At 71.1% G+C, this 12437-nt stretch carries 14 protein-coding genes and 1 riboswitch; of the genes, 7 read left to right on the top strand and 7 right to left on the bottom strand.

The genetic code is table 11. The annotated features are described in order from the left end of the window. Positions 1-12: 12 nt before the first annotated feature. Complete coding sequence (locus ACIOMQ_RS20470) at positions 13-69, bottom strand: trp operon leader peptide (protein WP_107063558.1); 57 nt, start codon at positions 67-69, stop codon at positions 13-15. Between the two features lie 103 nt (positions 70-172). On the opposite strand from ACIOMQ_RS20470, the gene ACIOMQ_RS20465 reads away from it, so the two are divergent. Together ACIOMQ_RS20465 and ACIOMQ_RS20460 are read left to right on the top strand one after the other, a co-directional pair. Then, the gene (locus ACIOMQ_RS20465) at positions 173-1519 is read left to right on the top strand and encodes a class II 3-deoxy-7-phosphoheptulonate synthase (protein WP_401264900.1); all 1347 of its coding nucleotides are present in this window, start codon (positions 173-175) and stop codon (positions 1517-1519) included. Positions 1520-1688: 169 nt separating this feature from the next. Further along, complete coding sequence (locus ACIOMQ_RS20460; RefSeq protein ID WP_362204501.1) at positions 1689-1997, top strand: (2Fe-2S)-binding protein; 309 nt, start codon at positions 1689-1691, stop codon at positions 1995-1997. 27 nt (positions 1998-2024) lie between these two features. Here ACIOMQ_RS20460 and bfr read toward each other — a convergent pair whose 3' ends face one another. After that, positions 2025-2504 carry a bacterioferritin gene (gene bfr, locus ACIOMQ_RS20455; RefSeq protein WP_362204504.1) on the bottom strand — a complete coding sequence of 160 codons (480 nt, stop codon included), beginning with the start codon at positions 2502-2504 and terminating at the stop codon, positions 2025-2027. A 154-nt stretch (positions 2505-2658) separates the two neighbouring features. Between bfr and ACIOMQ_RS20450 the strand changes: the two genes are divergently transcribed. Further along, positions 2659-3291 (top strand): sulfite oxidase-like oxidoreductase, encoded by a 633-nt coding sequence (locus tag ACIOMQ_RS20450; protein ID WP_362204507.1) that lies wholly within the window; start codon positions 2659-2661, stop codon positions 3289-3291. A 20-nt stretch (positions 3292-3311) separates the two neighbouring features. Here the strand turns inward: ACIOMQ_RS20450 and ACIOMQ_RS20445 are convergent, their stop codons facing one another. The 5 genes from ACIOMQ_RS20445 to thiO all read right to left on the bottom strand — a co-directional run bounded on the left by ACIOMQ_RS20445 (position 3312) and on the right by thiO (position 8517). Then, the gene (locus ACIOMQ_RS20445; protein WP_362204576.1) at positions 3312-4193 is read right to left on the bottom strand and encodes a deoxyribonuclease IV; all 882 of its coding nucleotides are present in this window, start codon (positions 4191-4193) and stop codon (positions 3312-3314) included. A 6-nt stretch (positions 4194-4199) separates the two neighbouring features. Then, the gene (gene pknB, locus ACIOMQ_RS20440) at positions 4200-6116 is read right to left on the bottom strand and encodes a Stk1 family PASTA domain-containing Ser/Thr kinase (RefSeq protein WP_401986765.1); all 1917 of its coding nucleotides are present in this window, start codon (positions 6114-6116) and stop codon (positions 4200-4202) included. A 111-nt stretch (positions 6117-6227) separates the two neighbouring features. After that, on the bottom strand, positions 6228-7022 hold the full coding sequence (locus tag ACIOMQ_RS20435; RefSeq protein WP_362204513.1) for a thiazole synthase: 795 nt from the start codon (positions 7020-7022) through the stop codon (positions 6228-6230). 2 nt (positions 7023-7024) lie between these two features. Next, entirely contained in the window at positions 7025-7339 is a 315-nt protein-coding gene (thiS, locus tag ACIOMQ_RS20430; protein ID WP_402189731.1) for a sulfur carrier protein ThiS, read from the bottom strand. Beyond that, positions 7336-8517 carry a glycine oxidase ThiO gene (thiO, locus tag ACIOMQ_RS20425; RefSeq protein ID WP_401264759.1) on the bottom strand — a complete coding sequence of 394 codons (1182 nt, stop codon included), beginning with the start codon at positions 8515-8517 and terminating at the stop codon, positions 7336-7338. Before thiO ends, thiS begins: the two co-directional genes overlap by 4 nt. Then, positions 8515-8628, bottom strand: a riboswitch (TPP riboswitch). Its footprint overlaps the gene before it by 3 nt. A gap of 297 nt (positions 8629-8925) precedes the next feature. Between thiO and ACIOMQ_RS20420 the strand changes: the two genes are divergently transcribed. The 4 genes from ACIOMQ_RS20420 to metF all read left to right on the top strand — a co-directional run bounded on the left by ACIOMQ_RS20420 (position 8926) and on the right by metF (position 12425). Next, on the top strand, positions 8926-10197 hold the full coding sequence (locus ACIOMQ_RS20420) for an NAD(P)/FAD-dependent oxidoreductase (RefSeq protein WP_401264756.1): 1272 nt from the start codon (positions 8926-8928) through the stop codon (positions 10195-10197). A gap of 71 nt (positions 10198-10268) precedes the next feature. Continuing rightward, the gene (locus ACIOMQ_RS20415; protein ID WP_362204522.1) at positions 10269-10634 is read left to right on the top strand and encodes an Rv2175c family DNA-binding protein; all 366 of its coding nucleotides are present in this window, start codon (positions 10269-10271) and stop codon (positions 10632-10634) included. Between the two features lie 120 nt (positions 10635-10754). Next, positions 10755-11408, top strand: coding sequence for a thiamine phosphate synthase (thiE, locus tag ACIOMQ_RS20410; protein ID WP_362204525.1), 654 nt, complete (start codon positions 10755-10757; stop codon positions 11406-11408). 99 nt (positions 11409-11507) lie between these two features. Then, positions 11508-12425 carry a methylenetetrahydrofolate reductase [NAD(P)H] gene (metF, locus tag ACIOMQ_RS20405; RefSeq protein ID WP_362204528.1) on the top strand — a complete coding sequence of 306 codons (918 nt, stop codon included), beginning with the start codon at positions 11508-11510 and terminating at the stop codon, positions 12423-12425. Positions 12426-12437: the final 12 nt, after the last annotated feature.

Raw genomic sequence — 12437 nt, 5'->3', positions numbered from 1 at the left:
GCGCGCGATCGATCAGTGGGCCGCCGGATGAGCGGTCCACCACCAGTTCTGGTGCGTCTGCGCGAACATGTTCCGAACCCTAACGGACGACCTCGTCATCCGAGCGCGCGTCTCAACTATTGAGCCTACGGATGGACGCACCGCCGGACCCCGTAGTGTTGTCCGTGTGACCGTGAACGCCAATACCTCCGTCGCCGGTGGCCACACCTGGCGAGACCTTCCCGCGGCGCAGCAGCCCGAGTACCCCGATGCCGAGGCTCTGCGCGATGTACTCGCGGACCTCGCGTCGTATCCGCCGCTCGTCTTCGCGGGCGAGTGCGACCAGCTGCGTGCCCGCATGGGAGCCGTCGCCAAGGGCGAGGCGTTCCTGCTGCAGGGCGGTGACTGCGCCGAGGCCTTCGACGCCGTGTCGGCCGAGCACATCCGGGCCAAGCTGAAGACGCTGCTCCAGATGAGCGCCGTGCTGACCTACGCGGCCTCCGTGCCCGTCGTCAAGGTGGGCCGGATCGCCGGGCAGTACTCCAAGCCGCGCTCCAAGCCGACCGAGACCCGCGACGGCGTCACCCTGCCGACCTACCGCGGCGACTCCGTCAACGGCTTCCCCTTCACCGAGGAAGCCCGTGTCCCGGACCCGGAGCGGCTGAAGCAGATGTACCACGCATCCGCTTCCACGCTGAACCTGGTCCGCGCCTTCACCACCGGCGGCTACGCCGACCTGCGCCAGGTGCACGCCTGGAACCAGGACTTCGTGAAGTCGTCGCCGTCCGGCCAGCGCTACGAGGCGCTCGCCCGCGAGATCGACAACGCGCTGAACTTCATGAAGGCGTGCGGTACGGACCCGGCCGAGTTCAAGGCGGTCGAGTTCTACGCCTCGCACGAGGGCCTGCTGCTGGACTACGAGTCGGCACTGACCCGCACCGACTCGCGCACCGGCCAGCTGTACGACACCTCCGGGCACATGGTCTGGATCGGTGAGCGCACCCGGCAGATGGACGGCGCGCACATCGAGTTCGCCTCGAAGATCCGCAACCCCATCGGCATCAAGCTCGGCCCGACGACCACCGTCGAGGAGGCGCTCGGTTACGTCGAACGCCTCGACCCCGAGCGCGAGCCCGGCCGGCTGACCTTCATCGTCCGCATGGGCGCCGACAAGGTCCGCGACAAGCTGCCCGACCTGGTCGAGAAGGTCACCGCCTCCGGCGCCACCGTGGCGTGGGTGACCGACCCGATGCACGGCAACACCTTCGAGGCCGCCTCCGGCCACAAGACCCGTCGCTTCGACGACGTCCTGGACGAGGTCAAGGGCTTCTTCGAGGTCCACAAGGGCCTCGGCACGCACCCGGGCGGCATCCACGTCGAGCTCACCGGTGACGACGTCACCGAGTGCGTCGGCGGCGGACACGAGATCTTCGTGGACGATCTGCACCAGCGCTACGAGACGGCCTGCGACCCGCGGCTCAACCGCAGCCAGTCCCTCGACCTGGCGTTCCTGGTCGCCGAGATGTACCGGGACCAGTAGCCGTCACCGCAGGTGGCACGCGTACGACTGTGGGGCACGGATCGATGTGATCCGTGCCCCACAGGGCGTTCGGAGGCTTTCACGCACCTGCGGCGCCGGGTAAGGTTAGGTAAGCCTCACCGATCAACGGGGTGGCAGCAGCGACCGATCCCGCCGGGAGGTGAACCGCATGTATGTCTGCTCGTGCTTCGGCATTACGGAGAAGCAGGTCAAGGAACATGCGGACGCCGGGGCCTGCACGCCCCGGCAGATAGCCTCCGCCTGCAAGGCGGGCACGGACTGCGGCGGCTGCGTCCGCGCCATCCAGGCCGTGCTCGGCCGCGGCGCCTGCCCGCGCCGCGAGCTGCTCGACCGGAAGCGGGCGCCCGGCACCGCCGGCGAAGCCGGCCCGGACGCCGCCCCCGAGGCCGGCCCGGCTATTGCTCCCGGCACCGTCCCGGGCGTGGCCCCGGGCCCCCGGTTCTCCGAAGCGGCCTGATCCGCGCGGACGCCCGAACGAGAGGCCCTAGCTGTCCGGCTGCTCGATCACCTGGGCGATGTAGAGCGGCTCGCCGAGCTTCTCGACCAGTTCCAGCTGGGTGTCGAGGTAGTCGATGTGGTGTTCCTCGTCCTCCAGGATCGACTCGAAGATGTTTGCGGACGTGATGTCGCCCTTGCCGCGCATCAGCTCGATCCCGCGCTTGAGGCGGTCGATCGCCTCCACCTCGATCTGGCGGTCGGCCTGGAACATCTCGGTGACGGTCTGGCCCACCCGCACATGGAACAGCCGCTGGTAGTTGGGCAGTCCATCGAGGAAGAGGATGCGGTCCGTGAGGATCTCCGCGTGCTTCATCTCGTCGAACGACTCGGAGCGGGTGTACTTCGCGAGCTTCGTCCAGCCGAAGTTGTCCTGCATCTTCGCGTGCAGGAAGTACTGGTTGATGGCAGTCAATTCGGCGGTCAGCTGCTCGTTCAGGAACTCAAGGACCTCGGGGTCGCCCTGCATCGCAGAGGCTCCTTCCAACCGGTGAACTGGTCAAGTTGGCCGCATCCTCGCACCGCACTCGATGATCGTCCAGTAAGTGCATGCTTAGTGTGAGTTGCCCGAATTGTCCCCGCCCTGGTCGGGACCACCTCTGCCTGTCTGTCACCATGGAGGCATGGGTCAGCCGGAAAGCCGGGAAAACCGCGCGTCAGAGCAGTCCGAGCTTCCGCCGGGACAGCGACTCCAGCGTGGTTGGCCGGTTACCCACTACGGGCCCGTGCCCAAGTTCAAGCCCGACCGCTGGGAGTTCCGGGTCTTCGGTGCCACGGCGGACGGTGAGAAGCACTGCTGGAACCACCAGGAATTCTCGGTGCTGCCGTTCTCCTCGGTCGTCGCAGACCTGCACTGCGTCACCAAATTCAGCATGCTCGGCGCCGAATGGGGCGGCGTGCTCGCCCGCACGGTCCTGGAACTCGCACCGCCCGCGCCGAGCGTGACCCATGTGATGGTCTGGGCCGAGTACGGGTTCAGCTCGAATCTGCGGCTCTCCGACTTCGCCTCGGACCGAACGCTTTTCGCCACCCACAAGGATGGTGAGCTGCTCACCGCCGAGCACGGCTTCCCGCTCCGGCTGATCGTGCCGCACCTCTACGCGTGGAAGGGACCCAAGTGGGTCCGGGGCGTCGAGTACATGACGGCCGACCGCCGCGGCTTCTGGGAGGAGCGCGGCTACCACAACATCGGCGATCCGTGGCGCGAGCAGCGCTACTCGTACCAGGAGGAGCCCGGGGACGGCCCCGAGCTCTGACCGGGGCGCCGCCCCGAGGGTCAGGCGGCCGGCCGACCCGGTCCGTCCTGTCGGACGCGCAGTGCCTTCAGCCGCGCCACGTCCGCCGCATGGCCTTCCTTGCCGCCCGGCGTCTCGATGATCAGCGGTACACCGGCGGTCGCCGGATGCGAGAACAGCTCCCGGAACGGCTCCTCGCCGATGTGCCCGGCGCCGATGTTCTCGTGGCGGTCCTTGTGGGCCCCCACCACGTCCTTGGAGTCATTGGCATGGATCAGTTTCAGCCGATCCTCGCCGACCGTGTCCACCAGCAGGTCCAGCGTCCGGCGCATGCCCGACGGGCCCGCCAGATCGTGGCCGGCCGCGTAGATGTGGCAGGTGTCGAGGCAGATGCCGAGCCTGGGGTGGGCGTCGAGTGCCTCGAAGTACGGGCCGAATTCCCAGGTCCGCGAGCAGAGCGAGGACCCCTGCCCGGCGGTCGACTCCAGCAGCAGATACGGGTCGTCGTCGTGCGTCAGCTCGTCCAGGAGCGGCCGCATGTGCGTACGCACCTGTGCGAGGGCCTGCTCGCGCGGGCGGCCGCCGGTCGCCGATCCGGTGTGCACCACGACGCCCAGGGCGCCGATCTCGCGGGCCCGGCGCAGTGAGTGGCGCAGCGACCGCACCGACGACTCGACGGTGGCCTCGGTGTGCGAGCCGAAGTTGATCAGGTAGGGGGCGTGGACGTACGCCGGCAGGGACGCGGCGGCGCACTCGGCACGGAACTGTTCGTCCTGGGCCGGGTTGCCGACGGGTGTCGCCCAGCCGCGCGGGTTGGCGACGAAGACCTGGACGGCCTCCGCCCCCATCTCACGGGCGTACGGAAGACCGACCTTGGCGAGGCCGCCGGCCACGGGAACATGGCCGCCGACGGGATTGCGCATGTGGATCTAGAGCCCCTTGGTCTTGATGGTGATGGTGCTGCCCTCGGGGGCCTGTTCGCCGCCGTTGACGGACTGGCCGGCGATGGTGTCGCTGAAGGAGAGGAACGGCCGGTCGACCTTGACCTCGAAGCCCGCGTCCTCCAGCTCGCTCCTGGCGTCGTCGACGTCCTTCCCGGTGACGTCCGGTACGTCGATCATCCGCGGCCCCTTGGAGACCGTGAGTGTGATGGTGTCGCCCTCGGCGGCCCGGCTGCCCCGGGCCGGCGACTGATGGGCGATGTCGCCCGCGACCTCGGGGGAGTTGACCCGGTCGGGCAGCACCTCGGTCTTCAGACCCTCCTCGTCCAGCGCGGCGGTGGCGTCCTCGACGGACAGCCCGGTGACATCGGGGACGTCGACCGGAGCGCCCTTGCTGACGAACAGGGCGACGGCGGAGTCCGGGTGGCGCTCGGCGCCGGCCGCGGGGTCGGTGCGGATCACCTCGCCCCGGCCCGTCTCCTCGCTGAACTCCTTGGTGACCATGCCGGGCACGAGTCCGGCCTTCTTCAGCTCCCGCCTGGCGTCGGCGAGCGCGCGGCCCCGGACATCGGGCACCTTCACGATCTCGGGGCCGCGCGAGACGACGAGCGTCACCGCGTCGTTCCCCCGGATGCGGGCGCCGGACTTCGGGTCGCTGCCGACGACCTTGCCGCGCTCCACGGTGTCGCTGTAGGAGCGCTTGACGCCCTTGAGCTCCAGACCGGCGTCCGAGAGACGCTGCTGGGCGGTCTTCTCGGTCTGGCCGAGCAGGGAGGGGACCCGGGTGAACTGCCCGGAATTGATGTACCAGACACCGGTGCCGGCCCCCAGCACCAGCAGGACGGCGACGACCGCGGCCATGACGGCGCGCCGCGGACCGGGGAACCACGCTCCGCGCTGTGCGGGCCGCGTCGGTATCTGCGGGGGCAGCTCCAGCCGGCTGGTGTGATGGGCGACGCCCTGGCCGGCCGGGAGCAGCCGCGGGATCACGCTCGTACGGTCCTCGGCGGCGTCGCGCGCCTCGGCGAGGGCCTGCGGCGGTACGGCGTCCAGCTGGGCGTCGGTGAGGCCGGAGCGGGCCTCGCGGGTCTCGGCGAGCAGCGCCACCGCGTCGAACGGCCGGACCTCGGGGTTGCGGGCGGTCGCGCTCGCCACCAGGTCGTCGAGCGCGACCGGGAGCCCCGGGACGGCGGCCGACGGGGCCGGGACGTCCTCGTTGAGGTGCTGGTAGATGACCTGGGCGGGGGTGTCGCCGGAGCGCGGCTTGGAACCGGTCAGCATTTCGTACAGGACGACACCGCAGGCGTACACATCGGTGCGGGTGTCCGCCGTGCCGTTCTCTATCTGCTCGGGGGCGAGATAGGAGACGGTGCCCAGGACGGACCCGGTGGTGTTGGTGACGGCGCCCACCGCCCGTACGAGACCGAAGTCGGCGACCTTGACCCGGCCGTCGTCCCCTATGAGGACGTTCTCCGGCTTCATGTCGCGGTGCACGAAGCCCGCGCGGTGCGCGGCGCCGAGGGCGGCGAGGACCGGCTCCAGGATGTCCAGTGCGGCTCTCGGCTGCAGGGCGCCGCGGTCGCGCAGTACGTCGCGCAGGGTGCAGCCCGCGACGTACTCCATCGCGAGATAGACGTACTGCCCCTGGGCGCCCTGGTCGAACACCGCGACCACATTGGGGTGCGCGAGCCGGGCCACGGACTTGGCCTCGCGGATGAAGCGCTCGACGAACGAGGCGTCGGTGGCGAGCGCCGGGTGCATCACCTTGAGGGCGAGCACCCGGTCGAGCCGGGTGTCCACGGCCCGGTAGACCGTGGCCATGCCGCCCACGGCGATGCGGGCATCGACGCGGTAGCGGCCGTCGAGCAGCTGCCCGACGAGAGGGTCCTGGAGGGTCGTATCCACGCATGCGAGTCTACGAGCCGCCACGGACACGTCCGACGGGCCGGAGCGGTCCCGGGGCCGTACTGCAGCCGAGCCGTGACAGGGACATGCGTCCACCGGCGGCCCGGCGGGTCAGAAGGCCGGGTGCTCCGGGTCCAGCGCCGCCCGCCCCTCCACCGGCGACGAGGCCTCGGCGAAGTGCCGGCGCGGGATCCGGCCCGCGCGGTACGCCAGTCGCCCGCCCGCCACCGCGTGCCGCATCGCCGCGGCCATCAGCTCGGGCTCCTGGGCCCGGGTCACCGCGGACGCCAGCATCACCGCCGCGCACCCCAGCTCCATCGCGAGCGCCGCGTCCGAGGCCGTCCCGGCGCCCGCGTCGAGAATCACCGGCACCCGGGCCTGCTCGACGATCAGCTGGAAGTTGTGCGGATTGCGGATGCCGAGGCCGGAGCCGATGGGGGAGCCGAGCGGCATGATCGCCGCGCACCCCGCGTCCTGGAGCCTGCGGGCCAGGACCGGGTCGTCATTGGTGTACGGCAGCACGGTGAACCCGTCGTCCACCAGGGTTTCCGCGGCGTCGAGCAGCTCGATCGGGTCGGGCAGCAGGGTCCGCTCGTCGGCCACCACCTCCAGCTTGATCCAGTCGGTGCCGAGCGCCTCGCGGGCCAGCCGGGCGGTCAGCACCGCCTCGCCCGCGGTGAAGCAGCCCGCCGTGTTCGGCAGGACGCGGATGGAGAGCCGCCGGAGGACGGAGAGCACCGAGCCCTGCACGGCCGGATCCAGGCGGCGCATCGCCACGGTGGTCAGTTCGGTGCCGGAGGCGGTCAGCGAGCGTTCCAGCACGTCGAGGCTGGGCGCCCCGCCGGTCCCCATGATCAGCCGGGAGCCGAAGGAGGTGTCGCCGAGGGTGAAGAGGTCGTCGGGCATCGTCAGCCTCCCTGGACCGCGGTCAGGACCTCGACGCGGTCACCGTCACCGAGCGCGGCGGTGGACCACCGGCCGCGCGGGACGACGGTCTCGTTGACGGCGGCGGCGACGCCGGAGTGCGCGGCGGTCAGGGTGGCGACGAGGACGTCGAGGGTGGTGCCCGCGGGGAGGAGGCGCACCTCGCCGTTCACGGACACGGAGAGGGGCGCGGATTCGGCGGGGGAAGGGGAGGGGGAAGGGGGAGGGGAGGGGGAAGGGGGAGGGGAGGGAGAAGGAGAGGGGGAGCCGGGCTCGGAGAGTGGTGCGGGCTCGGTCATGCGGGCTGCTCCTGACGTACGGGGGCGGCGGGCGGGAAACGGTGCGGAGTGAAGGGGCGGGCCACCTCGGGCAGTTCGCCGTCGGCCAGCAGCGCGGCCATGGCGTCTCCGGTGACGGGGGTGAGCAGCACCCCGTTGCGATGGTGGCCGGTGGCCAGGTGGAGGCCGGGCAGGGTGGTGGGGCCGAGCAGCGGGGCGTTGTCGGGGGAGGCGGGACGCAGGCCGGCCCGGGTCTCGGTGAGCGGCAGCTCGGTGATGCCGGGCACCAGCTCGTGCGCGTCCCGCAGCAGCTCGTAGACGCCGCCCGCGGTGACGGTGGTGTCCCAGCCCATCTCCTCGCTGGTGGCGCCGACGACCAGTTCGCCGTTCTCCCGCGGGACGAGATAGACATGACTGCCCCGGACCACGGCCCGGACCGTCCGGGTGAGGAAGGGCGCGTACGGTGCGGGCACGGTCAGCCGCAGCACCTGCCCCTTCACCGGCCGGACCGGCGGCACGGCCTCGTCCGGCAGCCCCGGGAGCCGGCCGCTGAGGCTGCCCGCGGCGAGTACGACCTGGTCGGCGCCCAGCTCCGTACCACCGGCGAGCACGGCTCCGGCGGCCCGGTCGCGTACGACCGCCAGGCGCTCCACCCAGCCGCGGTGGAAGACCACCCCGGCCCGCTCGCAGGCGGTCAGCAGTGCGGCGGCCAGCCGGCGTGGATCGATCTGGTGGTCGCCGTCGACCCGCAGACCGCCGCGGACACCGGGCGCGAGCATGGGCTCCAGACGGCGGCAGTCGCGGCCGCCGAGCCACTCCGACTCCAGGCCCGAACGCTGCTGCAGGGCGTGCAGTTCCCGCAGATGGGCACGGTCGTCGGAGTCCAGCGCGACGGCCAGGGTGCCGCAGGCGCGGAAGCCGGTCTCCTGACCGCTCGCCGCCTCCAGTTCGGCCGCGAAGGCCGGATAGCGCGCGGCCGAGGCGACATTGAGGCCCAGCAGCATCTGTTCGCCGTAGTGGAGTTCGGTGACGGCGGCCAGCATGCCGGCCGCCACTTGAGCGGCTCCGCCGCCCGGTTCGGGATCGGCGACCGCGGTGCGCAGTCCGCGCTGCGCGGCCCGCCAGGCGGTCACCAGACCGATGATCCCGCCCCCGACGACCAGGACGTCGGATCCGTTTTTGTTCCGAGAAGAACGCATGGGCGTCCAGCCCCTCCCTTCGCCGGCATGACCCGGATCAGGTTCGTACGGTCGGAGGCCGCCCCAGCCTCCCTCTCAGCCCGGTGCGTCCGGGCTCCCGCGAGTCTTTTACGTCGGCCACCCTAAACCTCGTTCCCCGGGCCCGGTAAGGGAGCAGGGCCCGTGGCCCGTTCGCTCGCTCGGATTCCTCCCTCATGGCCTCAAAGGCAGGGGAGGCGCCCCTCCGTGCAGCCGGAGCAGGGCGGAACGACATCCTCCGGCCACTGCGTCTCCACCGTCGCCGCTCTCGCGGACGGCCGGGTCCGGCCGGAGGAGAGAGGGGAGTGGGAGCCGTAGGAGGGAAGCGGAACGAGCACCGTGGAAGAGGTCCCCTACCCTGATGAATCGTCAGGTGCTTATGGTGTACGGGTGAGCGAGCAGCAGCAGTCGGAGCAGCCGGACGGGGCGGAGCGGCCCGACCCGTCGGCCGGGCGTCGCGTCGTCGTCGTCGGCGCGGGCATGGCCGGCGTACAGACGGCGGTGGCCCTGCGGGAACAGGGCTTCACCGGCCCCGTCGTCCTGATCGGCGCCGAACCGCACCAGCCCTACGACCGGCCCCCGCTGTCCAAGGCGGTACTGCTCGGCAAGGCCGAGGACTCCGCGTTCGACATCGACTTCGAGGCGCTGGACATCGATCTGCGACTGGGCCGCGAAGTCACCGGTGTGCGGCCCGGCGCGCATGAGCTGGACACCCCCTCGGGTCCCGTGCCCTACGACTTCCTGGTGATCGCGACCGGTGCCGAACCGGTCGTCCTGCCCGGCTCCGAGGGCCTTCCCGGCGTCCATCTGCTGCGCACCCTCGACGACGCGGCACGACTGCGCCCCGTCCTCGACGAGCAGCACGGCGTCGTGGTCGTCGGAGCGGGCTGGATCGGCGCCGAGTTCGCCACCGCGGCCCGCGCCGCGGGCTGCGCGGTCACCGTCGTCGAGGCCGCCGAGCAGCCCCTCGCGGGCGCGATGCCGGCCGAGGTCGCCGCCCCGATGACCGCCTGGTACGCCGAGATCGGCGCCGAACTCCTCACCGGAGCCCGGGTCGCCCGCATCGAACCGGGCCGGGTGGTCCTCACGGACGGCCGCGAGATCCCGGCCGGAGCGGTCGTCGTCGGAATCGGCGCACGGCCCGCCACCGGCTGGCTGGCCGGCTCCGGCATCGCGCTCGGCGCCGACGGATCGGTGACCGCCGACGGCGCGCTGCGCACCTCGCAGCCCGATGTGTACGCGGTCGGCGACTGCGCCTCGTTCCCGTCCACCCGGTACGGCGAACGCCTTCTCGTCCACCACTGGGACAACGCCCTCCAGGGCCCCCGGACCGCCGCCGCCAACATCATCGCCGCCGCGGCCGGCGGTGACCCGGCGCCGCGGACGTACGACCCCGTGCCGTACTTCTGGTCCGAGCAGTTCGACCGGTTCGTGCAGTACGCGGGCCACCACGGCGGCGCCGACACCCTGCTGTGGCGCGGCGAGCCCACCGGCCCCACCTGGTCGGTGTGCTGGCTGCGCGACGGCGTCCTGGTCGCGGTCCTCGCCGTCGGCCGGCCGCGCGACCTGGCGCAGGGGCGCAGGCTCATCGAGGCGGGCGCCCGCCTCGATCCGGCGCGCGCCGCCGACCCCGCCGTCCCCCTCAAGTCGGCGACCCTCTGACGGCGTACCCCGGCGCCCCGTACGGTCGGCCCGGCTACCGACTGTCGGTCCGGGATGGCACGCTTGTCCCTGTGACCGAGATTGACGCAAAGATCGATGCTCTCGTCCCCGCCTGGCTCCACCTCCCCGACATCGCCGAAATGCTCGGTGTCGAGGTGACGCGCGTGCGCCAGCTGGTCAAGGAGGGCCAGCTCATCGCCGTACGACGTGGTGAGAACCGGGCGCTCCAGGTGCCTGCCGCCTTCATCGACGGCGACAAGGTGGTCAAGGGCCTCTCCGGCACCCTGACGCTCCTGAGGGACGACGGCTACACCGACGAAGAGATGCTGGAATGGCTCTTCACCCCCGACCCGACCCTGCCGGGCACCCCTGCCCAGGCACTGAGCGAGAATCGCGGCACGGAGGTGAAGCGCCGCGCCCAGGCGCTCGCCGTCTGACCGCCGACCGTACGTGAGGTGCGGGCCGCGCAGCACCGCGCGGCCCGCACCCCGCGCCGGATCCGGCGACCGCTCCACCCGCTCTCCAGCTCCGCCATGCTCTCCAGGGGGAACCGCATCATGTCCACGCCCAGCGTGCCGCTGTCCGACGCCCGGCTCTATCTGTGCACGGACGCCCGCAAGCGCCAAGGCGACCTTCCCGCGTTCCTCGACGCGGTCCTCTCCAGCGGGGTGGACATCGTCCAGCTGCGCGACAAGGGCATGGAGGCGGCGGAGGAGCTCGAACACCTGGCGGTCTTCGCCGACGCCTGCAGGCGTCACGGCAAGCTTCTCGCGGTGAACGACCGGGCCGATGTCGCCCACGCCATCGGCTCCGACGTGCTGCACCTGGGCCAGGGCGACCTGCCGGTCCCGGCCGCCCGCGCCATCATCGGCGAGGGCGTGGTGATCGGCCGCTCCACGCACGCCGAGTCCGAGGTCGACGCGGCCGCCGCCGAACCCGGTGTGGACTACTTCTGCACCGGTCCGTGCTGGCCCACCCCGACCAAGCCCGGCCGCCATGCGCCGGGTCTGGACCTCGTGCGGTACGCCGCCTCGCTCGGCACCCGGCGCCCGTGGTTCGCCATCGGCGGGATCGACGCGGGCAATCTCGACGAGGTGCTGGACGCCGGAGCACGCCGGGTGGTCGTCGTACGGGCGATCACCGAGGCCGCCGATCCGGCGGCCGCCACTGCCGGGCTGGCCGGGCGAATCCGGGCGCGCGCCGGAGCGTGATCCGGCCAGATGTCCGAGGGATGGACAAACAACCAGTCAATTCGGGCAATTAGCGCTGGTCTGGTCCTGCGGTCCCCGCGCTCTGGTTAACCTGCCCGTATGGCCCTTGGCACACCATCTACCAGGACGGATCACGCGCACACGGTGCGTGAGCTCCTCGCGTCCGGCAAGACTTCGTATTCGTTCGAGTTCTGGGCACCCAAGACCGAGAAGGGCGAGCGGAATCTCTGGAACGCGCTGCGCCGCGTCGAGGCGGTGGGGCCGAGCTTCGTCTCCGTGACCTACGGGGCCGGTGGCTCCACCCGGGCCGGGACGGTCAAGGCCACCCAGCAGATCGCCGCAGATTCCACGCTCACCCCGGTCGCGCACCTCACGGCGGTCAACCACTCCGTCGCCGAGCTGCGCAACATGATCGGGCAGTACGCCGACGCCGGAATCCGGAACATCCTCGCCGTGCGCGGAGACCCGCCCGGCGACCCGATGGGCGAGTGGGTCAAGCATCCGCAGGGCGTGCGGTACGCGGCCGATCTGGTCCGGCTCATCAAGGAATCCGGCGATTTCTGCGTCGGCGTCGCCGCATTTCCCGAGATGCACCCGCGTTCGGCCGACTGGGACACCGACACCCGGCATTTCGTGGACAAGTGCCGGGCCGGTGCCGACTATGCGATCACGCAGATGTTCTTCAATCCGGAGGACTATTTGCGGATGCGTGACCGTGTGGTCGCTGCGGGTTGCGAAACCCCGATCATCCCCGAGGTCATGCCGCTGACCAGCGTCAAGCAGTTGGACCGGTTTGCGCAGCTCAGCAACGCGTCTTTCCCTTCCTCTCTGAAAGAACGCATCCTCGCCGCCAAGGACGACCCCGCCGCTGTACGCTCCATTGGTATCGACTTCGCAACGCAGTTCTGCGCGAAGCTGCGCTCCGAGGGTGTGCCCGGACTGCACTTCATCACGCTCAACAACTCGACCGCGACGCTCGAAATCTACGAGAATCTCGGACTGCACAAGCAGTCGTGACCGGCCGTACCC

It is taken from the genome of Streptomyces sp. NPDC087845 (genome assembly GCF_044742755.1).
GTDB lineage: Bacteria > Actinomycetota > Actinomycetes > Streptomycetales > Streptomycetaceae > Streptomyces.
Note: the sequence above shows the minus strand (reverse complement) of the source record. Positions and strands in the feature narration are given on the sequence as shown.

Bases quoted from the DNA above. Each gene is read 5' to 3' on its own strand.
- ACIOMQ_RS20460 (WP_362204501.1), top strand. From the start codon at position 1,689: ATGTATGTCTGCTCGTGCTTCGGCATTACGGAGAAGCAGGTCAAGGAA.
- bfr (WP_362204504.1), bottom strand. From the start codon at position 2,504: ATGCAGGGCGACCCCGAGGTCCTTGAGTTCCTGAACGAGCAGCTGACC.
- ACIOMQ_RS20450 (WP_362204507.1), top strand. From the start codon at position 2,659: ATGGGTCAGCCGGAAAGCCGGGAAAACCGCGCGTCAGAGCAGTCCGAG.
- ACIOMQ_RS20445 (WP_362204576.1), bottom strand. From the start codon at position 4,193: ATGCGCAATCCCGTCGGCGGCCATGTTCCCGTGGCCGGCGGCCTCGCC.
- ACIOMQ_RS20435 (WP_362204513.1), bottom strand. From the start codon at position 7,022: ATGCCCGACGACCTCTTCACCCTCGGCGACACCTCCTTCGGCTCCCGG.
- thiS (WP_402189731.1), bottom strand. From the start codon at position 7,339: ATGACCGAGCCCGCACCACTCTCCGAGCCCGGCTCCCCCTCTCCTTCT.
- thiO (WP_401264759.1), bottom strand. From the start codon at position 8,517: ATGCGTTCTTCTCGGAACAAAAACGGATCCGACGTCCTGGTCGTCGGG.
- thiE (WP_362204525.1), top strand. From the start codon at position 10,755: ATGTCCACGCCCAGCGTGCCGCTGTCCGACGCCCGGCTCTATCTGTGC.
- metF (WP_362204528.1), top strand. From the start codon at position 11,508: ATGGCCCTTGGCACACCATCTACCAGGACGGATCACGCGCACACGGTG.